Genomic DNA, 23,196 nt, shown 5'->3' with positions numbered 1-23,196 from the left:
TTAGATTTTGATCTGCAGGTTATTCTTGCGGAGTATATTTTATGTTTTCTTTATCAAAAACTCATTATCAAAAACAGGAAAATAGCGTTGATTAATGGAATGAGTTCTTGATAATCGACAGAAAAATGAAAGGATCGATCAGGCTAGATAGGGAAAGATTTGATATGTTTAAAAGCTATGTGCCATAGCCAATATTAAATTTCAGTAAAGGAGGGCATATTCATAAATATTTTAGCTGTAACTTTCCAAACTAATGTCGTCTAATTGAAATGAAACAGTTATTTATAGTATTATGTGCGCTTTTAAATCTTTTTTCCACGTACCGTTCTTTTGCGCAAGATAGTGTAGTCACGAAGCTTGCAAAAGCTAATGTATCATCCTTTTTGCCTGAAGGGAATTCGTTTTCCGGTTTAGGTTGGACAAAGATTATGGATAAGGTAAACGGAAGTAATGATGTGCTCATTGGAGAAGATCACTTTACGAATGAAATCCCGTATTTCACTTCTGCATTAGCTTCACAAGTAAAATTTGATAACTTCTTTTGTGAAATTGATCCCTTTACAGCTGGCATTTTACAGCAGAAGATTAAAAATCTATCAGATATTGAATTACAGAAGTATGTAAATAGATATGGAAATACCTTTTCTTTCTATGCTTTCACTTCTGAATTTGCCCTGCTTAAACAGTTGGCTAAATCAAACACCCAGATACATGGCACTGATCAAATAATGGTAGTAGGTGACAGAGTAATATGTAACGAGCTACAAAAAATCACAAAGAATAAAAAAGCTAAAGATATATATACCACGATAGAAAATAATTCAAAAATATACTTTGACAATTTTCTGAAGGATCAAAGTAAGCCTTTTTACCTATTTACAGATGACTTTGAAAAAAATATTGAAAAACTATCATTGCTCGAATTAAGCCCAAAAGAAGGACAAATAATTGCTGCTTTGAAGCAAAGTGTAAAAATATATAAGTCTCGAAACCATCATTTGCGAATTCAATTGATGAAAAATCAACTCATGGAAAAATATTCAGACTGGGCTGGCAAGAGAAATCTTTTTAAATATGGTGCAAATCACTTAGCAAAAGGCGAAAGTTTGATGGAGGTCTATGATATTGGAAACTTAGTAAACAATATTGATGATAGTAAGTACAAAAATTCTTTACACATCATGATATTAAGTACGTCAGGTACCCAGGCATCGCCATTTCAAGGTTTTCCAGAAGAAAAAATTGATGAAAACAGCAGTATACTTAAAACATTAAAACCAATAACAAGAGCAATCGATGGGAACCAATGGCATTGTTTTGATATGCTTCCACTAAGAAAGGCTCTGAACGAAGGAAAGATTAGCATTTCCGATATAAAGTTATCCAGGATAATAAAAGGTTATGATTTATTAGTCATTATTCCGAAGGTTACAGCATCCAAAATTGCTGATCATTAAAAATTATTGTGATTCCGAAATCTTCCTCATTTTATCCCGTCCTTAATTTTCAGTTTTTGGAATTTATCAAGTTAACGATAACCTTAACTATCATCTCCTTCTCGTCCGATTAACTTTCGGCAATCATCAGTGTTATTGCAACAAGCGCATTATTGGCAATACGTTTAGAACCATCCTTTCGGTACTAAAGTTTATTTTTATCTATAAACCATACGAAAAGGTTAGGCAGCGATTCTTTTTTAGATCGAATTTGAATCTCTCTAGCATCGACATAGTCTATTACAAATAATGATGTCGAAGTTGTTGCCTCTATGCTTAATTGTTGATGGTCGTACTTATCGAGAATATCCAACGTATAAGAGTAATCTGTGACTACCGAGAAAAACTTGGTAGTTGAATCCTCTTCCAATTCCCCCTCTGTAAATATTCTTAATATGCAATCCAATTGTATCAGAATCTTTATCAAACAATTGAGACATTAATTTCAGACTCCACCAAAGCGTCTCACCTTCAAGCTTTACATCAATTCTAGTTTCCCCGTTCGAGGTTTGATAAATAATTATCTGATCTTGTTCCATATGCTATTAAAAAACTGGGATAAGAAATTCACAAGCTGACGCTTATCAAATACTAGCATGAAATCTCCCTTTTGCAGGATGGCACAGGATACCGAATTGAATTACGAAGTATACATTTGAACTACCCCTGAAATTAAATACCGGGGGTAACCATTTATAAACTCGTAATGACCTCATGCACATCCAACGATTAAGGCTATTTGCTGTTTCCATCACCGGACTCTTTTCACTAAGTTTGTTATGGCCCGCCACCAGTAATGCGCAGGATCATGGCTCCTATAAGGTGTCTGTGAAACCACCAAAAAATCAAGGTCCTTATTACTCGGTAAAAGTACCTGAAGGGAACTATATAGTTACCCTATCGTTAAAAGGCCATAATAGACCAGACACGTTAACGGTCAAAGCGGAATCGCGCCGATTGATGGTCGATAGAATTACTGTTGGCCCAAAAGAAAACAAGAAAATAAGTTTTGTGGTAAACGTCAAAAACCCACAAATTGACGGGAACAATAAAGTACAATTAAAGCCCCGTGAAGTTGGCAACCTCAACTGGGACGACCAACTTACTCTCGAATTTAGCCATCCGTCACTGGTGAAATCAATTAAGCTGAAAAGAACAAACGACCAGCGCAGTATTTACTTTGCCGGGAATTCTACCGTGGTTGATCAGGATGAGGAACCTTGGGCTAGCTGGGGACAAATGATCACGCCTTTTTTTAAACCAGGTGTGGTCGTAGCTAACCATGCGGCATCCGGACTTTCGTTAGGCAGTTTTTTGGGTAGCCATCGCCTGGATAAAATCTTGTCCTTGCTGAAAACCGGCGATTATGTATTTATTGAGTTCGGACATAATGATCAAAAGGAAAAAGGCCCTGCTGATGGTGCCTACGGCTCCTACACTAAACGATTAAATCTCTTTATCGATAAAATCAAAGCCAAAGGCGGCCTGCCGGTATTGGTTACCTCCACCGCCCGCCGCTCCTTTGATGATAACGGAAAAACGATCAACACCCTGGGCGATTACCCTGAAGCAGCACGAAAAGTGGCCAGGGATCGTCAGGTTCCTTTAATCGACCTTAATGCCATGAGTACCCAATTTTATGATGCATTAGGGGTAGAGGATTCTAAAAAAGCTTTCGTACACTATCCGGCAAACAGCTTTCCCGGACAAACAACTGCCCTTGCCGACAATACCCATTTCAGCACTTATGGTGCCTATCAACTGTCAAAATGTGTGCTGGAAGGCATCAAAACCACCCTACCTGAACTTTCTAAATACATGATTGAAGTGCCTCCTTATAACCCAGCACAACCCGATCAACCTGAAACCTTTAGCTTGCCTTTAAGTCTTAAAACCAGCGCGGTTAAACCAGAAGGCAATTAGCATTAATCTACAAGTGATTATAGATGAAATCACATAAGCTTAGCAATGAATAAGCTTATGATCGCTTCATTACCTTTAAAAAACAAGTTACATGAAACCAGCCTTTTTGTTCAAAACATTGACCCTTTTTGCCTTACTCCTTCCAGGTGTTCATGGCCTACATGCTCAGTCTATTCATAAAGAAATCCAGTACCTCTCGGGTACCGATAATAAAAATACCGTGACCTGGGATTTTTGGTGTACCAGCGGAAGAAACAGTGGTTTTTGGTCTAAAATACAGGTTCCTTCGGTTTGGGAGCAACAAGGATTTGGCACTTATAACTACGGTCGCGATTATGTAACCTATGGCAAAAACTTCCGCTTTGCAGAAGAAAAAGGCCTCTATGCTTATAGTTTTGCCGTACCCGCGGGATGGAAAGAAAAAAACATTCAACTTGTTTTCGAAGGCTCGATGACGGACACGGAAGTAAAGATTAATGGTAAAGTGGCTGGCCCAACGCACCAGGGTTCATTCTACCGCTTCACCTATGATGTTACCGATAAAATTAAGGTCGGCCAATCCAACAAAATAGAGGTAACCGTAAGTAAAATGTCGACTGATGCATCGATAAACAACGCCGAACGCCTGGCCGATTACTGGATATTCGGGGGTATTTTTCGCCCCGTTTATCTGGAGGCTACGCCAGTGCAACACATCAGCCATACGGCCATTAAAGCCGATGCCGATGGCACGTTTGCCATGAATGTATTTTTAAAAAATGTGCAACCTGGAGGCAAGCTCCTGGCCAGTATAATCGATGCAAAGGGTAAAACCGTTGGAACAGCTACCGCCACCACGGGAGCGGACTCGGTTGTACTGATGAAAACTAACGTTAAAAAACCAAGTTTATGGAATGCGGAAACACCTAACCTATATCAGGTGAAGCTGAGCCTGCAACAACAAGGAAAAGACATTTATCAAACTGCGGCTAAGTTTGGCTTTCGCACCATAGAAATTAAAAAACAGGATGGTATTTATGTGAATGGCGTGAAGATAAAAATGAAAGGCATCAACCGCCATGTATGGTGGCCGGAAACCGGACGTACGGTAAGTCCGGAGATCGATTTAGCCGATGTGAAACTGATCAAAGGCATGAACATGAATGCGGTGCGTACCTCTCATTACCCGCCCGACCAGAGTTTCCTTAACTACTGCGACTCCCTGGGTTTATATGTTTTAGACGAGCTGGCAGGCTGGCAAAAATCATACAGCACTAAAGCTGGAACCCCGTTGGTTAAGGAAATGGTGACCCGCGATGCCAACCACCCTTCCATTATCTTTTGGGTAAATGGCAATGAAGGCGGACACAACTTTGAACTGGATGATCTGTTTGCGCAGCATGATTTGTCGGCCCGACCAGTTATCCATGCCCACCACAGACCTGGTAATGCTTTTAATGGCATTGACGGCAACCACTACGAAGATTATTACAGCACAAAAAAGATACTTGCCGATACAAATATTTATATGGTGACCGAGTTTCTGCACGCACAGGATGATGGTGGTGCAGCCGCAGGTCTTTCTGATTTCTGGGATCTTCACTGGAATAGCAAAAGAGGTGCCGGTGGATTCATCTGGGCACTGGTAGATGAAGGTATAATACGTACCGACAGAAATGGCCAGCTTGATGTGAACGCCATCAATGCCAATGATGGTGTGGTTGGTCCACACCGTGAAAAAGAAGGAAGTTACAATGCCATTAAGGAAATATACTCTCCGGTTAAAATCACCTTAAAAGACCTACCGGCCGACTTTAAAGGACAGGTACCCGTAGAAAACCGTTACCATTACACCAACCTCAACCAGTGTACTTACCGTTGGGAACTGGTTAATTTTAACCAGCCGGGCGATCAGGCAGGGGGTTACCGCAGCGAAAAAAACGGTATCGTTAATCCGCCATCCATTGCGCCGTTGGCCAAAGGGTTTCTTAAGCTCAATCTTCCTGCCGACTGGAAAAATCATGACGCCTTAACCCTTGCCGCCTATGACCCTTCGGGAAATGAATTGTTTAAATGGACCTGGAAAATCAAGTCTAACGTTAACCTCATCAAAAACTTGTTGACCACTACGGCCAGCACGCCCGTAGTGACCAGCGAAACGGATACCAGTATGACCTTAAAAGCAAGTGGCATTGCAGTGACCATCAGCAAAAAAGATGGCACCTTGCAACAGTTGACGAACGATTTCAGCAAACCCTTATCCTTTAATAAAGGCCCAATACTGGTCAGTGGTGAAGCTAAATTAACAGGTTTTAAACACTTTAAGGATGGCGAGGCTTACATTATAGAATCCAGTTATAGCGGCAACCTAAAAACCGTTCGTTGGAAAATGCATCCCAGCGGCTGGCTCGAATTATTTTACGACTATCACCTCGACGGCACCTATCCTTTTGCAGGCGTCAGTTTCAGTTACCCGGAAAGTTATGTGCTGAGTGCAAAATGGCTAGGTGAAGGTCCTTACCGCGTTTGGAAAAACCGCCAGTTTGGTACCGGCCTTAATGTTTGGGAAAACATGTACAACCCTACACAAACTGGTGCTGCACCCTGGATCTTCCCTGAGTTTAAAGGCTATTTTTCAGAAATGGTATGGTTGGAACTGAATACTGCCGAAGGTAAATTTATCGTCGCCGCTAAAGAAGAAGATCTTTTTGTACGTCTGTTTAATTTTTACGGGTTAACCGGACCGAAACCACAGCCCGTTTTACCGATCGGAGACATTTCCTTTTTAGACCGTATACCACCCATTGGAGGCAAACTTGCATTTAACATCAGCAACAATACAGCAGCGCTTGGTCCTATTAGCGAACCCAACATTATTAAAGGCGCTACACAGCGAACCTTGTATTTCTATTTCGGCACACCTAAGCCGACTACAGAGAACAAACAATTTACCATGCCCAAAGAAAATATACTTACAGATTAAACACTTAGCCACCCTGTATCATACCTGCTTATGATACAGGATACTACAGGTTGCCGATATTTAAGGATAAGTATACTTTAGTGCACTGAAGAAAGATTTTCTAACCAAAAAAACCAAATATGTACCGAATCATTTACGTGAAATGCAAGCCATTTCAGTTCCGGGTAATTGCCCTGTTCCTCTTATTTTCCTGTAGCTTCCTCACGGCTTTTGCGCAGCGGGCTATTAACGGTCGCGTTACCGATGAAACAAATAATGGAATACCAGGTGTATCCGTTACCATTAAGGGACAAAAACAAGGTGCCGTGACCAATGGTCAGGGCCAGTTTACCATTAGTGCGGAACCTGGGCAAACGCTGGTCTTCTCCTATATCGGTTACACGCCGAAAGAAGTTGCCGCCGGCACCTCCACTACGCTAAATGTGAATTTAGTTCCTCAGCAAAACGATTTAAATGAAGTGGTCGTTATTGGTTATGGTACCGCCAAGAAAGCGGATGTTACCGGGTCAATTGCTGGAATAGGTGCTAAAGACATCGAACGTTTACCTGTGCAAAACGCTTTACAAGCCGTTCAGGGACGTGTTTCCGGTGTCGATGTAACCTCAAACTCCCGTCCGGGCGAAGTAGGAAGCATCCGAATCCGTGGTAACCGATCGTTATTAGCCACCAACTCTCCGTTGTATGTGGTTGATGGGGTTCCCTTGAATGCTGGAGGTATCGAATCGATTAGTCCACATGATATAGAATCTATCGATATCTTAAAAGATGCATCAGCAACGGCCATTTATGGTTCGCGTGCGGCTAACGGTGTAGTGTTAGTCACCACTAAAAGAGGCCGAAATGGAGTAACCTCCATCTCTTACAATGCCATTTCCACCTTCGAAAAGCTTCATACCGAAGACGAGCTATTTAACTCAGGTGAATATGCAGAATACCGCAGAGATGCCTACCGTGTGCTTAAACAGGGAACAGCTTTCGGTTACAATACGCCATATCCTAACCCTGCAGAAGATAAGAAAATTCTGGGCACCGACCCTGTAGCCTGGGAAAACATCGCAAACGGGTATACCTGGTTAGACAAAGATAACCTGATTCCACAGATGCGACCAACAACACCAGAAGAAGCCGCCAAATGGGGTGTATCTGAGGTTCCTTTGTACGATGGCAGCAGAATTCAAACTACTGACTGGGCAGATTATGTATCCAGAACAGGCATCACTCAAGATCATACCTTAAGTGTAAGCTCGGGTACTGAAAAATTAAGCGCTTATTTCTCTGCCGGTTACCTTGATCAAAAAGGAACAAATAATGGCCAGGATTTTAAAAGATACAGTACAAAACTAAGTATAGACTTTAAGCCAACTGACTGGTTTACTTTAGGGGCATCGATCAACGGAACCTGGTCGGTACAAAACTATGGTTATACAGGTACGGGCTCCAGGGGTGCTAACGGTATCTATGCCGCCGCCAGAGGCATGTTACCATTTGCACAACCTTATGATGCTGAAGGAAATTATATTTTCCAGCCAGGAGGCGATATCGGTATCCTTAACCCAATTTTAGAAGACCAGTACGTAATTAGCGAAAGAACAGCTTTACGTGCCCTGGGTAGTTTTTATGCAGAGATACAACCGATTAAAGGCTTAAGGTACCGCGTTAACTTCGGACCGGATTTCAGAAACTTCCGTTCAGGACAATTTCAGGATGCAAACTCCATCCTTCGTGGTGGTGGTGCAGCAAGCGCTACCAATTATGCCAGGTTGCAACAGAACCAAAATTTCTCGTATACCCTTGATAACTTAATTTTCTACGATAAACAAATTGGCAATAAGCACAAAATCAATGTGACGTTGCTACAAAGTTCACAGTTAAATACGAGTGAAAATTCGGACATGACCGCGACCAACCTTCCTTACGACAGCCAGTTATGGTATAATTTATCATCGACGGCTAAAGGTGCATTGGACGGATGGGGATCTGGTTACAGCAAAAACACACTTGCTTCTTTTATGGGTCGTGTAAATTATTCCTTCATGGATAAATACTTGCTTTCCGTATCAAACCGTTGGGATGCCGCTTCTGTACTTGCCGAGGGCAACAAATGGAGCTCTTTCCCTTCTGTAGCCCTGGGCTGGAAATTAGAAGAAGAAGCCTTTATGAAAAACGTGAAATGGGTTAACCAGTTGAAACCAAGAATCGGTTTTGGTGTGATCGGTAACTCAGCGATACAACCATATTCTACTGCCGGCGGACTTACACAAATGCCTATTGTATTTGGCAACCAGGTGTCTCTTGGTTATGTGCCTTCAGATCCGAAAGCTGCTAACCCAACCACCATGCCTAATAAAGACCTTAAATGGGAAAGAACTACACAATATAACGTAGGTATTGATTATGCCTTGTTCAATAACAGAATTTCTGGTAGTGTTGAATACTACCGTTCCACTACTGACGACTTGTTAATTAACAGACCAATTGTTAGTATTTCAGGCTTCACCTCTACTTATTTCAACGTTGGACAAACAAAAAACAAAGGATTCGAGTTTTCGATCTCTTCGAGGAACATTGACAACCCTAATTTTAAATGGACAACAGACTTCAATTTTGCAACAAATTCTGATGAAGTGGTTGAACTTTACAATGGTAAAAATGATGCGATTGAGTTAAATGCATTTATCGGTCAGCCGTTATTTGTATTCTACGACTTCAATAAAATTGGTGTATGGCAACTCGCTGATGCCGAAGAAATGGCTAAATTTAATGCAAATGGTGCCAACTTTAAAGCAGGAGATATTCGTGTGGAAGACTTAAACGGTGATTATAAAATAGATAATAACAATGACCGTAAAGTTGTTGGTAACCGCTTTCCAAAATACACGGGTGGTATGACCAACACCTTTAATTACAAAAACTGGGAGTTATCTTTCTTTTTCTATGCCAGAACAGGATTTACTGCTGAAGGTGGTGCCGTTGATATGCAGGGCCGGTATGCCTCTAGAAAAGTTGATTACTGGCGTACAGACAACCCAACGAATGCTTATCCACGTGCCGATTATGGCAATGGTGGCCAGCCGCTGTATTATTCATCAATGAATTACCAGAATGGGTCGTTCGTAAAGTTGAAAAATGTCTCTTTGGGCTATTCGTTATCACCAAAGGCACTGGAAAGCATTCATCTTAAAAATTTCAAGATCTATGCGCAGGTATTAAACCCTTACTTGTATACTAAAAATGGCTTCATCGATACGGATATTAACTCATCCATTACTTCAAGAAGCGTCGTGTTAGGTTTAAATGCATCATTTTAAGAATTATCATCATGAACAAAATTAAATACACTATACTCAGCTGCGCACTATTTGTTGCAGTAGCCTTGCCAGCATGTAAAAAATACCTCGAGGAGGAAATGGTGGCCACCCTAACCAATAAACATTACGATACTGTAGAAGGACTGGAAAGTCTGGTGACGGGTCTTTACGATGGTCTTAGGTTCCATTTTATGTATGAATGGGCATATACAACCACAAACTATGGTACCGATGAGTTTACCCATGGCGGTGGTTTAGATAAGGTTCATTTTAACACCTATTCTACTGCACTGGATTCACGCACGGGAGAGTTTACGAACGTGTGGGATAACATGTATGCTAACATCAATACAGCCAATACCGGCATTGAGAAAATCCCTGTGGTTTACCCGGCTGGTACTTCTCAAAACACGCGTTTAGGCGAATGTTACTTTATGCGTGCCTTCGATTACTTTAAATTGGTTAAACAGTTTGGCGGTGTTCCACTTAAACTAAAACCATCTACAAGCTTAGAACTGGAATACACACGGTCTTCTGCAGAGGCAGTTTATGCCCAGGTGATTGGCGATTTTAGAAATGCTGCTGAACTATTACCTGTAGCACCTGGCCAGGTTGGAAGAATAACCAAAGCCGCTGCAAATCATTTCCTGGCCAAGGCTTATTTATACCGTGCCAGCGAATTAAATGCAAGTTTCAGCAAGTCAACAGATCTTGACAGTGCCATTTATTATGGAAACCTTGTGATTGACAATTCAACACACAAGCTGGCAACAAACTATGCCGATTTGTTCAAGTATACCAAAGTAAATGACGCCAATGAGACCAATGCAGAAATGATTTTAGGGGCACAATTTGATAATACGGAAGCCTTAGCTGGCCGTTACGGAAATCAAACTCACCTTTACTTTTTATCGGTATACCAAAACCTACCAGGAATGACGCGTGATATTGTTAATGGCCGTGAATTTCAAAGGTTAAGGCCTACAAATTATGCCATGGATATATTTAACCGCACCAATGATTCTCGTTTTTATAAAAGTTTCAAAACGGCCTATATCTCCAACAATGCGAATACTTTACCGAAGTGGACCGCAGCCAATGCACCTTCACCGGACCTGGTTGGAAAAACCAAGTTTAATGTAGCCGATACGGCCATTAAATACATCATTAATGCACCAACTAACATTAAATACACTAATGAAACGCTCGACAAATCTGCTGCATCCTTATATATCCGTTACTACCTGGATAATGGAACCGTTAAATCAAACTGGACATTAAGTCAGTTTCCATCTTTATCTAAATACCTTGATGCATTCCGTCCTAATTTAACCAGTCAGTTTGGCACAAGAGATGGTATAATTGCCCGTTTAGGGGAGACCTATTTAATTGTTGCTGAAGCTTATGGCCGCAAAGGAAATTATGGTGATGCCTTAAGGCTGATTAATAAACTGAGAGATCGTGCAGGTTATGCCGAAAGCGAAGTGCGTGAACCAACCTATTTCCAGGCACAAGGCTTGCCTAAAACGGCCATTCAATCTACTAAAGCCGCAATGCTAGTCACAGAAGATTCCTTTACGCCTGGCACTGTGGCTGCACAAGCAGAACTTTATCCTGCTGGCGTAAGCGGCATGAAAGATGGGTTCATCAACTTCATTTTAAATGAGCGTGCCCGGGAGTTATTAGGAGAGTTTCACCGTTGGGAAGATCTTTCCAGAACAAAAACACTGGTATTAAGGGCTAAAGCTTTTAACGAAGAAGCAGCTGGTGCGGTAAGCGATAAACACCTTTACCGTCCAATCCCACAAGGATTCCTGGATGCTAATCAAGCTAATGGCAAACCTTTATCAGGCGAAGAGAAAACAGCCATGCAAAACCCAGGCTGGTAAAATACGATATACGCGCTAATCTTGCGGCCGGACATTAAAGATGACCGGCCGCTTTTTATTTTGATCTCATTGCAGCAAGTAATCGTTCACATTGATGATGTAATTTAGGTGCGCTTGACCAGTTTACTAACCCGGTACATCAATGCAATAGATATCAATGAAATAAACACCAGCACATAGCCAACGATGTTATAATTTTCTAAAGGACTGACACTGGTTTTTTGCACCACGATTAAACCTGATACGGTGGCTGCTACCCCACCAGCAATCTGTTGCAACGAAGCATTAACACTCATAAATGCACCGCGGTCTTCCATATCGGGAACTGCACTGGTTAAGGCAGAGGAAGGAATTACCCTGCTCATGATGCCCATCATCAGCAACACGTTCAGACCAACTACAATCCAAAAAGGAGTAACCGATAAATTCGTGTACACCACACACATAAACATCATCCAAAGCGAGGCAACCATAAATATCTTGAACTTGTCTATCCTATCACTTAATCGCCCCACTAAGGGCATAATTAACAGCGAGCTGACGCCTGACACCATAAAAAGCACCGGCAGCTGCTGGTTAGTCACATGAAGGTTGTTGATGGCAAATGCACTGGCAAAAGGCATCATCATAAAACCACCAATAGACAACAAAGCGGTGGAGGTAAACGCGGTGCGGTGTCGCTTTTTGATTACCGCTTTCCATAAATGCTTAAGGATAGAATCCGTTCTTTGCACCCCCAAATGTGCAGTAACAGGTTCTAGTTTAACTAAAATAACGACAGCAACGATGGTGGCTAAACCAGCAATCATCCAGAACGGGGCTTCCCAACTCCAGATTCCAGCTAAGTATAACCCAATAGGGATGCCTAAAACCTGACTAGCACCAAAACCCATCTGCACGAAACCCATGACACGGCCCCTTTGTTGCAGACTAAATATATCCGTAATGATAGCCAGCGAGATTGATCCAATTACACCACCAAACAAACCAGTAATGATTCTGGCCCCCACCAATTCAACATACGAATGTGCCAGGCCACAAAGCACAGTGCCGATGATAAAGCCTACATAAAAGAACAGCAGTAACTTCTTCCGGTCGAAGCGATCGGCAAAACCGGCGGCTAGTAATCCCGATAATCCGGCACTAAAAGCATAAGCTGAAACGGCAATGCCAAAAGCGGAAGGTGTTAGGGAAAGTGATTTCATCAGGGTGTCACCCAGAGGAGACATGACCATAAAATCTAGGATAACCGTAAACTGAGTGATGGCAAGGAGGAAGATGGCTAACTTTTGATAACCGGTAAAGCTGGGTGTGTTTTGTTTCATTTGATAGGTGAGGAACAGCAAAAATGTTTATTATGTTTTATAACGCAAAGGTTTCTGGGAGAAATATGTTACGGGTTACTTTGATTAGTTCATTATCTTGTTTAAAAATAAGATTTCATTATATTACCTTGGGAACGTTAAAGTGTAATTTGATTTTAGGTTATGTCCAGGTTTTGAGAAACAAGCAAAATTTAGAACTTCGACTTGATGCTTTAAAGAAAATAGGCTGCGAGCAAATCTTTCATGAGGAGATAAGTATTGGCGAAAAAAGAGCGACCACAGTATTCAAAAATGGTTGAGCTACTTAGCTGCTACCTTGTATAATCCTAAGGAATTTCAACTGGCGAGATTTGTTAAATCCTAAATTTTGGAAGTAAAACAACTTTGTATAGATATTTAAGACATGCAGGAGCCTTTAACAATCCAAAGTCTAAAACAACTGGTGTCGGTTGCTTCATTGAAATCTGTTCACTGCCCAACACTACATAAAAATTTTTAAGTATGACAAACAATCACATTAACTACATTGAATTTAAAACTAACGATCTTGATGAAACAAAAGAGTTCTATACAATGGCTTTTAACTGGAGCTTTACAGACTATGGACAAAATTACATCGCCTTTTCCGAGAGTGGCCTTGACGGAGGCTTTGAGAAATGCGCAGATGAGATAACCAATGGAGCATTAATTGTCCTTTATCACGAAGATCTAAATAAGATCAAAGATCAGGTCATTCAGGCCAAAGGAAGAATTACTAAAGATATTTTCACGTTCCCTGGAGGGCACCGTTTTCATTTTCTTGATCCTTCTGGGAATGAACTTGCAATATGGTCAGATAAATAGACTCTAATTTTGTCTTGCATTCTCGAACGCATGCGATAAGCCGTTTGCGTTACGAGATTATATATCATTAAGGCAATCCTAAGCAATATCTTTTACATATTTACCTGAATGATTGGAAGATTATGAAATAGAAAGCTGACCTTGAAAATCAATGCGTTAATTTAGTTATTGATTGGTTTGCGGCTTTTTTTAATCAATTTACTTTATGGGTACAGCGTACAAATAAGAATTAAATGTAATGAAATAGAAAAAGGAGAAAGCTATAAATTGATAAAATATTATCCAATAATTTAGTTCTATTAGTGGGATTGACTACGTGATTTATTGCTGAAAGCTGCATTTTGCTACTATCTCAAAAAACAAAAATTACTTAATACCGAATTGCTCTTTATAGTAATCCAAGCCCTTACCATTGATAAAAACTATAACAACCTGAAATATCATGGAGAACCTGAAGGCTTTTTTTGTGGCTGAGTGGTTGGTCCGAATACAGTGATTTTGCCATTTTTCACTTCCATCCTATCAATAAACACCACTCTTTCAGAACCCGTAGCAGTGGTTCTTCCATGATAAACGCAAAACATTTCCTTACCATCCGGAGAATAAATGATGCTATTGTGCCCTGTACCAGAGACTATGCCTCCATTATTAGTGTTCTTGTGCAAAACCGGGTTATTTTCTGCTTTTTTAAAAGGGCCCAAAGGAGAATAAGATGTGCCATAGCCTACGGCGTAGTGCTCGCCTCCGAAATGGTTTGCAGAATACATAATATAGTAGATGCCGTCTTTTTTAAACGTTACAGAGCCTTCGGTCCAGCGCCGGTTAACCTCTCCAGTCGTTACAGAAAGGCTTTCCCACGCTGCCTGCTTGTCATTTAACTTTACTGGAGGCCGAAGTAGTAATACAGGTTCACCTGTCACACCCGAAAAGTCTGGTTTCAGCTCTACACCATAAACCCAGCTTTCTTCAATTTCTTTGTACTTACCGCTTTTCCGGGCCTGGTCTGCTATTTCGCTCTCTACCGGATGTTTATAAGCCGCCCGAGAATAATATAAATATGATTTTCCATTGGTATCAAAAAACACATTTGCGTCTATAATCGGGTAGCCTGGATCGAACAATGGTTTCGGTGCCAAGTCAACAAACGGACCTGTAGGTTTGTCGGACACCGCAACGCCGATTTTGAAATTTTCCATTTCCTTCGCTGGGTTTACTTTCCATTGTGCACTGTAAAAGAGATAGTATTTGCCTTTTACTTCATATACCTCCGGTGCCCAATAAGCGCCGTCCCATGCGGTATTTGGATCGCTCCATCCGTTTTTATTGTCGTGGAAATACACCTGCCCTTCTGGCTTCCAGTTAACCAAATCTTTAGATGAATACGCCGAAAAGCCTCGGTCCGCCTCTCCTCCGGTGCCATACATGTAATAGGTACCTTCAGTATGTAATACATAAGGATCCCCTAATTGCACTTTCAAAGGATTTTTGTAAACTTTCTCCTTACTACTTACATGCGTTTGGGCCTTTGTAATGTTAGTAAGCACCCCGATTAAAAAAATAATGATCAGAAATTCTTTTCTCATATAGTTTGGTGTGTAAGGAGTTTTTGAAATAGCAAAAACTAAACATTGAAATATAATTATTTTATAAAGAAACTGTACAATATACTATTGTAACATAATTAATGCTGCATGAAGACGCGTAAAGAACAGTAAATTAACGTTCCGGGTATTGATGGGAAGAATAAAAACCCAACAAATAGTGTTAAAATAGTAAGTGAATTTAATATCATTTTGATTTAATCTTGAAAATTCGTTCTGCGTTACTGTATGTGATTTTTGCACGATCAGTTTCAGAAATAGGGGCAGATTCAATAAATATTACTGACGCTGTAGTGGGTTGAAAAGGATAATCGATCGCCCACATGATGCGGTCAGCCCCAATTTTATCAATACAATACCTAAGCGCAAGTGGATCTTCAACTCCACTTGTTGTAATCGTTATGTTCTTCTTAAAAAAATCACTTGGTTTTAACTGATTTTTACGTCCTGCACGAGCCCCCGGTCCCACCCATGAAGTCGAGTCTGCTGAGCAATTGAAGAGCTTCGGAAGCTTCTAAAACAGGAAAAAACCAAGGATCATCTAAATATCGATTTCCCGTATGTGAATTGACGATAAATCCATTCAGTTTTAAATGTTTAATGGCTCTCTCCATTTCCTTTGCAGCGGCATTTGGATCCTGTGGTGCAAAACTCGCCAAGCCAGCAAACCGTGTTGGTTGCCGACTTATGACTTCACTTAGCCTATCATTTGCCAAAGCGGCAAGTTCAATCGCCTGCTTCGGCGCAAACATTTGGACACCCGGCATCACTAGAGATAACACGTGCATATCAACACCATTGCTTGCCATATCCTGCAGCCTCATTTCTTCAAAGTCCAGTAATTTCGGCAGCATATCCTTTGCTGCATGGTCACGATTAGACACGTTGTTGCTGCTAGATTTTGGTTGGGCCGGGATCGTGTGCTGTTGCTCATAAAGCTGCTTCAAAAGAACAAGATCTAAATTTGTTCCACTTCGTTGTACGATTTCTCGAATTGCTGAAGCTATTTCAGGAATGGTAAAAGCCTCCTCGGTAGCAATTTTTCGCAAATGTTGTCCAGGTAGCGTGTTCACAGAGGTTTCGCTTGCAGCTTCCCTAACATCTAGAAATGTCGGTAGTATTGCAGCAGCCCCAATAGAGGATAAACTTCTTAATGCAGATCTCCGATTCATAGCAATTACCTATGCTTATACCGTTAAAGGAACTTGGCTTCCGAACCTTTGCCAGATCTGTATTCAGCCAATAACCCCTACTTTAAATTTAGAAAAAAATACGTCGACATTATAATGTTTTCATTCCTTTTACTTTCATTGATCGCCACTACTATCTTTGCTACAGTTATATTTGGCTTAAATCGCAATCAGCATGAAAATCTTGTCTCCAATTTTACTTCTGTTTTTTTCAGTTTTTGCACAAAGGCTTAAAGTAATGGTAGTACAACAAGAAATAACTTTATTCTAGGCAAAGTAGAAGTTCTACATTCTAATATTTTATCGGAAGATAGGATCTTGCAGACGAGGATTTTATTCATGTTGCCGGCATTGTTCAATTTAACACCTTTTCATGGGTGAATAGGATTAGGTCTATTTTGGTATTCAAGAAAAAAGCCGAATAAGCGTAATCGTATTAACATTGCTTGTTAGCGCCACCATTATGACTGAGGGCGCTAATCAAAAAAGCCGTTGCATATATTTAAATATACAACGGCTTTAAAGAAAATAAAATCGTAAGAAGCTAATTATAATGTAAGTACGGAAACGATTGGAAAATGATCTGAAGGAAATTTACCGAAATAGGTATCTGTAAGAATCCCCCATTTCTTTGCCTTAAAATGGTCAGACATAAAGATATGATCAATTACCCGCATACCCCTAGGTGTTCTAAAACCATTGGATGAACCATTATTTTCATAAGGAAACTTCACCTTTCCATAAACATCTTTTAATATGTCAGAATTAGCGATTGTTTTATACCATTCACTTTCGCGGTCCCCATTAAAATCACCAGTGAGCACTACCGGCTTATTTCCAGCAATCTTTTTAATCTTTTCCAGCATCAATTTACCACTCTCTACTCTGGCTGTCTTTCCTTGATGATCAAAGTGGACGTTAAATACATAGAACATTTTTTTAGTATTGACATCTTTTAGGTAAACCCAAGAGCAGATCCGGTTACAACAGGTAGCATCCCAGCCTTTTCCAGGTTTGTCCGGTGTTTCAGAAAGCCAGAAATCACCTTTCTCAACAAGGGTATACTTATCTTTTAGGTAATAGATAGCTGAATGTTCACCACCCTCTTTGCCATCATCGCGGCCCAAACCATACCTGGCATACGCTGGAAGCGCTGTACTAATATCATCCAGTTGATTTTTAAGTCCTTCCTGCGTTCCAAATACATCAAACTCGTGAAAACGAATCAAGTTGGCAATCACAGGAGCTCGGTTTACCCATAGGTTACCTGTATCACTTTGATTTGCATAACGTATATTAAAACTTGCTATGGTTAGTGATTGCGCTTTTATACCTAGGGCTATGCAGCTAAGTAAAGCGGTAAAAACAATAAATTTTAATTTCATACTATAATTTTGTCTTAGTTAATTGAATAGGATAAACTATTGCCAACCGGCGTTTTGTCCAAGAGCAGGATTTCTTTGTAAATCAGCCTGAGGAATTGGATAATAATACATTTTATCATCCCATTTTCGTGGGATTTCATTCATCCAGGTAAGTTCTCCTGAGCTGCCATTTTTTAGCAGTTGTGAATTTGTTCTGCCTCCTGCTGTAGGAGAAACATTCACATAAGTTACTCCCGGCACTGCTGTCGGTGCTGTTCCCTGGTAAAAAGCGACATCAAGAATCCCATCTTCATTCAGGTCCATTGGCGTCACAAGTGATGGAACGTAAAAACCATTCCATTCCTGCTCCATAAGCTGACCTCTTTTCCATCTTAAGATATCACTAAATCTAAATCCTTCCAGACTGAGTTCAATGCCTCTTTCACGTCTTATTTCAAGGATTGTAGCATCACTTATTCCTGGAAAATAGTTGGCCATCAGGTATGGATCTGCCTGCGTTGGTTTAGATGATAAACCACCAGTAATACCGCCTCTTTCCCGAAGTCGGCCTATAGTCTGGGCCCAGTCTCCATCTGTCAACGTGCCTAATTCTGCTTTTGCTTCTGCATAGTTTAATAAAACTTCAGCATAGCGATATAGCGCAACAGCGTTATTATTTAATGAACCTGCATCAAAGTACATATCATCAAGGGTCCATTTTATCGGTTGATATCCGGTAAAAGTATACGAAAACAAAGGGGGTGCAGGCACCTGAACACCGCCACTAACTCTTTTATAATCGCCTGAGCGGATCGTCTGTTTAAGTCTTAAATCCCTATTTTTAACCTCGTCTTTAAACACCATGGTTCTGTAGGCAGGGTCATTCGTATAGGGTGTTCCATCTAATTTTAAATAAGTATTGATAAAAGTTCTTGTAAAACTTGCTTTTGCACCGTAAGTTCCACTTGTCCACCACCAATTTGCATCGTGAAGCACATTTAAGGTAAGGTCACTGATTGACGATTGTAGAACCTCAGTTGCTATGGGTACCGTGCTTATGAATACCTGACGGTAAGAATTTCCTGGTCCACCAGCTGTATTTAAAGAATAACCTCCATTATCCATTAAATATTTAGCTGATGCTGCTGCATCGTTTAGCCAGGAGGTGGCACTTGCCTGCAGACCTAACTCTGTATGGTATTTCCTGAAAGTACCTTCGAAAAGGCATAACCTTGATTTAAACGCATAAGCTACATTTTTAGTAACGGTAGTACGGGAAGGATCATTACTTACGGTAATATTTTCGCAGGCAAAATTTATATCCGCAAGAACGGAATCCATAACTAATTCACGTTTATCTCTTTTACCATATAATGCAGGATCATCAATCGCAAGTGGTTTTCCAATCCAGGGTACGTCCCCAAATCTCTTTATTTTCTCTAGATAAAAATACGCCCTATAGTACCTTGCTATTCCTGAGTAGTTATTTCTAACAGCAAGTGGCACATTGGGATCCTTGTTATTTTCAAGGAAATAATTGATGTTCCTGAGGTCTGTCCATGACCAGCCTGAACTTAGGTTTGCACCATAGGCTCCAGGCTGAAGAAAGGTTTCTACAGACCTCACCGCCAAATAATCCGACATCGCATCGCGACTAGTGGAACTTCTTGGCATGAACGACATCGAATAAAATGAATTGGTATATAATCTCAATCCTGATTCGGTACTAAATACCGCTGATTTTGTTGCTGTTGATTCAGGTTCCTGATCCAGGGTTTCGCATGAAGCAAATGCCATCAAGCATAATAGGATCAATAGATATTGTTTTTTCATGATGATTCTTTAAGGTTAAGTTTTTCTATTAAAATCCGATATTTAAACCAAGTGAAACACTTTTTAACATAGGATAATTATAGCCGTCTCCGTTTGTACTATTTCTATTTAAATCTTGATCTGATGGTACTGCATTCTCTACATCTATTGTTTTTACAACTTTATAGAGTGGCGAAAAAGTGAGTAAATTTTCTCCCGATAAAAACACCTTTGCATTACGTGCACCAATCTTAGCTAATAACTTTGTCGGAAGGTTATATCCTACCTGAACATTTTTCATTCTTAAATAGGCTACATTCTGCAAGTATCTTGTTTGTGCTACACCAAGTGTTCTATTCGTATTGCTGGATGCTGCACGAGACATGGTTCTCGGAAAATAAGCATCTGTATTTTCTGGAGTCCACATGTTACCTAAATGAAAGGTTGGAATATTATTGTATGGTCTGTTATATTGTCCCCAGAACATTTCAGTTTCTGTACTTGGATACCATTGTTGCTTTCCTACACCCTGGAAAAACGTAGAGAAAAAGAAACTGTTCCAGTCTGCACCCAGATTGATTCCGTACAGATACCTAGGTGCTGAATTCCCTATTATTTTTCTGTCACCAGGATTAGAAACACTATTATCTCCAACATTGATGAAGCCATCGCCATTAATATCTTTTAATTTGATGTCACCGGGATACCAAATATTTGTAGGTGAGGCCCGCATCTGTGGACTCTGCTTTGCATGTGAGTCAATATCCGCCTGATCTATGAAAAACCCTTCTGTTTCGTAACCCCAAATCTCACCGATAACCTGTCCTTCATAATAATCATTTAATAATCGATCAGGGTTATTGTACCTAGTGATTTTAGATTTATTGTCGGCAAGGGTTAACCGTACATTGTACCTAAGCGGCTTAGCCGAATCTTTGCCAATCTGGTCGTTCCAGCCAAGGGATATCTCCCAACCCTTAGTTTGCAAATCTGCATAATTACCCTTTGGCACAGTATTTCCAAAAATTGCAGGGGCCGTTAAACCCAAGGTAAACATGTCAGTCGTATTACGTATATAAGCATCTCCCGAAAAAGACAAACGACTTCCAAACATGGAAAAGTCAAGACCTAAATTGGTTGTTGTAGAAGTTTCCCAGGTAATTCCATTAGGAAGTACACCTGGCTGGCTGGTCGTTTGTGGTCTTACCCCATTCAGGATAACACCAGACTGAACGATGTTGAAGATTTCCTGGTAAGCATAAGAAGCGATGTTACCATTTCCAAGTGATCCATATGATGCCCTGATTTTTAAGTCAGATACGAGGTCAGGAGAGATTTTCCAAAAAGGTTCCTGGTTAATTCTCCATCCAGCAGAAACTGAAGGGAAAAAGCCATACCGCTGATCTGTTGGAAATTTCGAGGATCCATCATAACGTGCATTCACTTCTAACAAATACCTGTCTTTAAAGGAGTAATTCAACCTCGAAAATCCACCTAAAATTGCCCATTTCTCAAATCCACCACCAGGCGTTATGGCTTGTCCTAATGCCAGATTCAGGTCAGTCGCATCTTCGAAAATCAAACCGTTTCTTTGAATATATAACCTGTTATCTGTAGACTGCTCATAATTATAACCTGCCATCGCTTTCAGGTAGTGAATATCGTTGAAGGTATGCTCAAACTCTGCATAGATATTAGTGGCCAGGTATTGGGTTTGATTTCTCTCAAAAGTTAGGTCATTAGTCGTGGTGCCTACATGAGCAATCTGCCCTAATATATTACTATAAGGAACTTGTACACGCCTTTGATTTACATTGTTATCCGTATTACGGAAAGTAAAATCAGCATTGATTCTAAATTTATTGTCAAAAAATTTCGCTCTAAGTCCGGTAATATTTCTAAATACCTGTTTCTTCGTATCTATTCCGTTTTTTCCATAATAAAAGTCACCCACCGTATAGGCTGCTGTAAAAGTCAAGGAACCATCAGGATTAAACATAGGAACGGTTGGCTTGCCTTCGTCGGCAATATTCCGCCAAATTCCACCGCCCTCCCCAACATTTAGTGGGTTGTGGTATTGCATTACTGAAAAATCCGCATTGTTTTCTAAGGTTAACCATGGAAATACTTCTACTGAACCTCTTGCACGAATATTTTTCATATTGTAATCATCCGAATTATATCGGAATAGCCCATTTTGTGTTAAAAAACGGCCTGACACTAAGAATGATGCTTTATCCGAGCTACCACTTACAGATATGTTATTCTCCGTGGCGGTTGTGTTGTCTTTATACAAATGCTTGTACCAATCTGTATTACCGTAATAAGTATATTCTCCTGTAAGTGGGTCAATCTCTACTTCATTATACGGCTGACCAGATTCAGATCTCCTTTTAAACTCATCTAAATACGCTTGAGAGAATTTCTGTGTTTTATTTGCATTTTGCGGGAAAGCGCCATCACCATTTACAAAAGCTTCTGAAAACATTTTTGCCCAGGTATAACCATCTGTAACAAAATCTGGAGTTTGGAGAGGAGCCTTTACTGCAACGTTTGTAGAATAACTAACACTTGTTCTGCCTTTTTCTGGTTTCTTTGTGGTGATTAGTACCACACCAAATACCCCTCTTGCACCATAAATTGATGCCGAAGCAGCATCTTTTAGCATGGATATACTTTCAACATCATTCGGATTTAGCAGACTTGGATCTCCTTCAAATCCATCAATTAATACCAATGCACTTCCGCCTTGTCCGATCGAAGTTGTCCCTCTAATATTATATTTGGGAGACTGTGTGGGCTTGCCATCCATCATCTTGATATTCAAGTTTGGCATAACACCCTGAAGGCCCTGCGAAAGGTTAGAAATGGGCCTGTTTTCTAAAACTTCACTAGTGACTTGATCAACAGCACCAGTAAGGTTTGCTTTCTTTTGCACCCCAAAACCCACAACCACAATTTCATTTAACGTTTTAGTATCTTCTTTAAGAGTAATACTAAGAGTAGTACGATTTCCAATTGAAATTTCCTGTGTGGTAAAACCCACATAAGAAAAGACCAGAACATCATTATTGTCGACCTCGCTAATAATGAACTTTCCATCTACATCTGTACTTGTTTGAAGTTTTTTTCCCTTAACAGAAATACTGATGCCGGGGAGGGGGCGGTTATCACCATCATTTACAGTTCCGCTGATCTTTTTCGATTGTGCGAAGGCACCCACACAGAAAAAGACAAGAATTACTGACAAGATAGATCTTCCTAGTCTAGTAGAATTTTTAATTTCCATACCTGTTTAAATTTGGTTCGAAGCTACTTGCTTCAATTTAAAGCTAGTAATAATTTTGAGCAAAGTATATGTTAACAGCCTTAGTTTTTTAACAAAAGTTAACAATTAATTAACAATACCAGCAACTTCGATAATGGAGCAATAGACTAGAATACCTACACTCAACGAACGAGCGCATGGATTTGGAAGAAAAA

The 23,196-nt window shown here is 40.3% G+C and carries 13 protein-coding genes; 6 read left to right on the top strand and 7 right to left on the bottom strand.

Annotation, left to right across the window (positions count from 1 at the left end; translation table 11 throughout):
• The first annotated feature begins 269 nt into the window (after positions 1-269).
• The 5 genes from IWX76_RS07735 (at position 270) to IWX76_RS07715 (ending at position 11,578) form a co-directional block, all read left to right on the top strand.
• A complete protein-coding gene (locus IWX76_RS07735) occupies positions 270-1,457 on the top strand; it encodes a hypothetical protein (protein WP_196859333.1) in 1,188 nt (395 codons plus the stop codon).
• A gap of 753 nt (positions 1,458-2,210) precedes the next feature.
• On the top strand, positions 2,211-3,419 hold the full coding sequence (locus tag IWX76_RS07730; protein ID WP_196859332.1) for a rhamnogalacturonan acetylesterase: 1,209 nt from the start codon (positions 2,211-2,213) through the stop codon (positions 3,417-3,419).
• Positions 3,420-3,510: 91 nt separating this feature from the next.
• On the top strand, positions 3,511-6,381 hold the full coding sequence (locus tag IWX76_RS07725; RefSeq protein WP_196859331.1) for a glycoside hydrolase family 2 protein: 2,871 nt from the start codon (positions 3,511-3,513) through the stop codon (positions 6,379-6,381).
• Positions 6,382-6,500: 119 nt separating this feature from the next.
• Complete coding sequence (locus IWX76_RS07720; RefSeq protein WP_196859330.1) at positions 6,501-9,689, top strand: SusC/RagA family TonB-linked outer membrane protein; 3,189 nt, start codon at positions 6,501-6,503, stop codon at positions 9,687-9,689.
• Positions 9,690-9,700: 11 nt separating this feature from the next.
• Positions 9,701-11,578, top strand: a complete 1,878-nt coding sequence (locus tag IWX76_RS07715) for a RagB/SusD family nutrient uptake outer membrane protein (RefSeq protein WP_196859329.1) — start codon at positions 9,701-9,703, stop codon at positions 11,576-11,578.
• A 104-nt stretch (positions 11,579-11,682) separates the two neighbouring features.
• Here IWX76_RS07715 and IWX76_RS07710 read toward each other — a convergent pair whose 3' ends face one another.
• Positions 11,683-12,903 (bottom strand): MFS transporter, encoded by a 1,221-nt coding sequence (locus IWX76_RS07710; RefSeq protein WP_196859328.1) that lies wholly within the window; start codon positions 12,901-12,903, stop codon positions 11,683-11,685.
• A gap of 501 nt (positions 12,904-13,404) precedes the next feature.
• Between IWX76_RS07710 and IWX76_RS07705 the strand changes: the two genes are divergently transcribed.
• Positions 13,405-13,746 (top strand): VOC family protein, encoded by a 342-nt coding sequence (locus IWX76_RS07705; protein WP_196859327.1) that lies wholly within the window; start codon positions 13,405-13,407, stop codon positions 13,744-13,746.
• Positions 13,747-14,186: 440 nt separating this feature from the next.
• Here IWX76_RS07705 and IWX76_RS07700 read toward each other — a convergent pair whose 3' ends face one another.
• From IWX76_RS07700 to IWX76_RS07675, 6 genes are all read right to left on the bottom strand, one after another.
• Positions 14,187-15,329, bottom strand: a complete 1,143-nt coding sequence (locus IWX76_RS07700) for a glycoside hydrolase family 43 protein (protein WP_196859326.1) — start codon at positions 15,327-15,329, stop codon at positions 14,187-14,189.
• A gap of 205 nt (positions 15,330-15,534) precedes the next feature.
• Entirely contained in the window at positions 15,535-15,816 is a 282-nt protein-coding gene (locus IWX76_RS18170) for an amidohydrolase family protein (protein WP_196859325.1), read from the bottom strand.
• Positions 15,788-16,519, bottom strand: coding sequence for an amidohydrolase family protein (locus IWX76_RS07690; protein ID WP_196859324.1), 732 nt, complete (start codon positions 16,517-16,519; stop codon positions 15,788-15,790). Before IWX76_RS07690 ends, IWX76_RS18170 begins: the two co-directional genes overlap by 29 nt.
• A 566-nt stretch (positions 16,520-17,085) precedes the next feature.
• The gene (locus IWX76_RS07685) at positions 17,086-17,922 is read right to left on the bottom strand and encodes an endonuclease/exonuclease/phosphatase family protein (RefSeq protein ID WP_196859323.1); all 837 of its coding nucleotides are present in this window, start codon (positions 17,920-17,922) and stop codon (positions 17,086-17,088) included.
• A 36-nt stretch (positions 17,923-17,958) separates the two neighbouring features.
• Entirely contained in the window at positions 17,959-19,734 is a 1,776-nt protein-coding gene (locus tag IWX76_RS07680; protein ID WP_196859322.1) for a RagB/SusD family nutrient uptake outer membrane protein, read from the bottom strand.
• Positions 19,735-19,762: 28 nt separating this feature from the next.
• Positions 19,763-23,002 carry a SusC/RagA family TonB-linked outer membrane protein gene (locus tag IWX76_RS07675; protein ID WP_196859321.1) on the bottom strand — a complete coding sequence of 1,080 codons (3,240 nt, stop codon included), beginning with the start codon at positions 23,000-23,002 and terminating at the stop codon, positions 19,763-19,765.
• Between the last annotated feature and the right edge of the window lie 194 nt (positions 23,003-23,196).

It is taken from the genome of Pedobacter sp. CAN_A7, from assembly GCF_015752175.1.
Taxonomy (GTDB): Bacteria; Bacteroidota; Bacteroidia; order Sphingobacteriales; family Sphingobacteriaceae; genus Pedobacter.
This window is presented reverse-complemented; position numbering and strand designations above follow the sequence as displayed.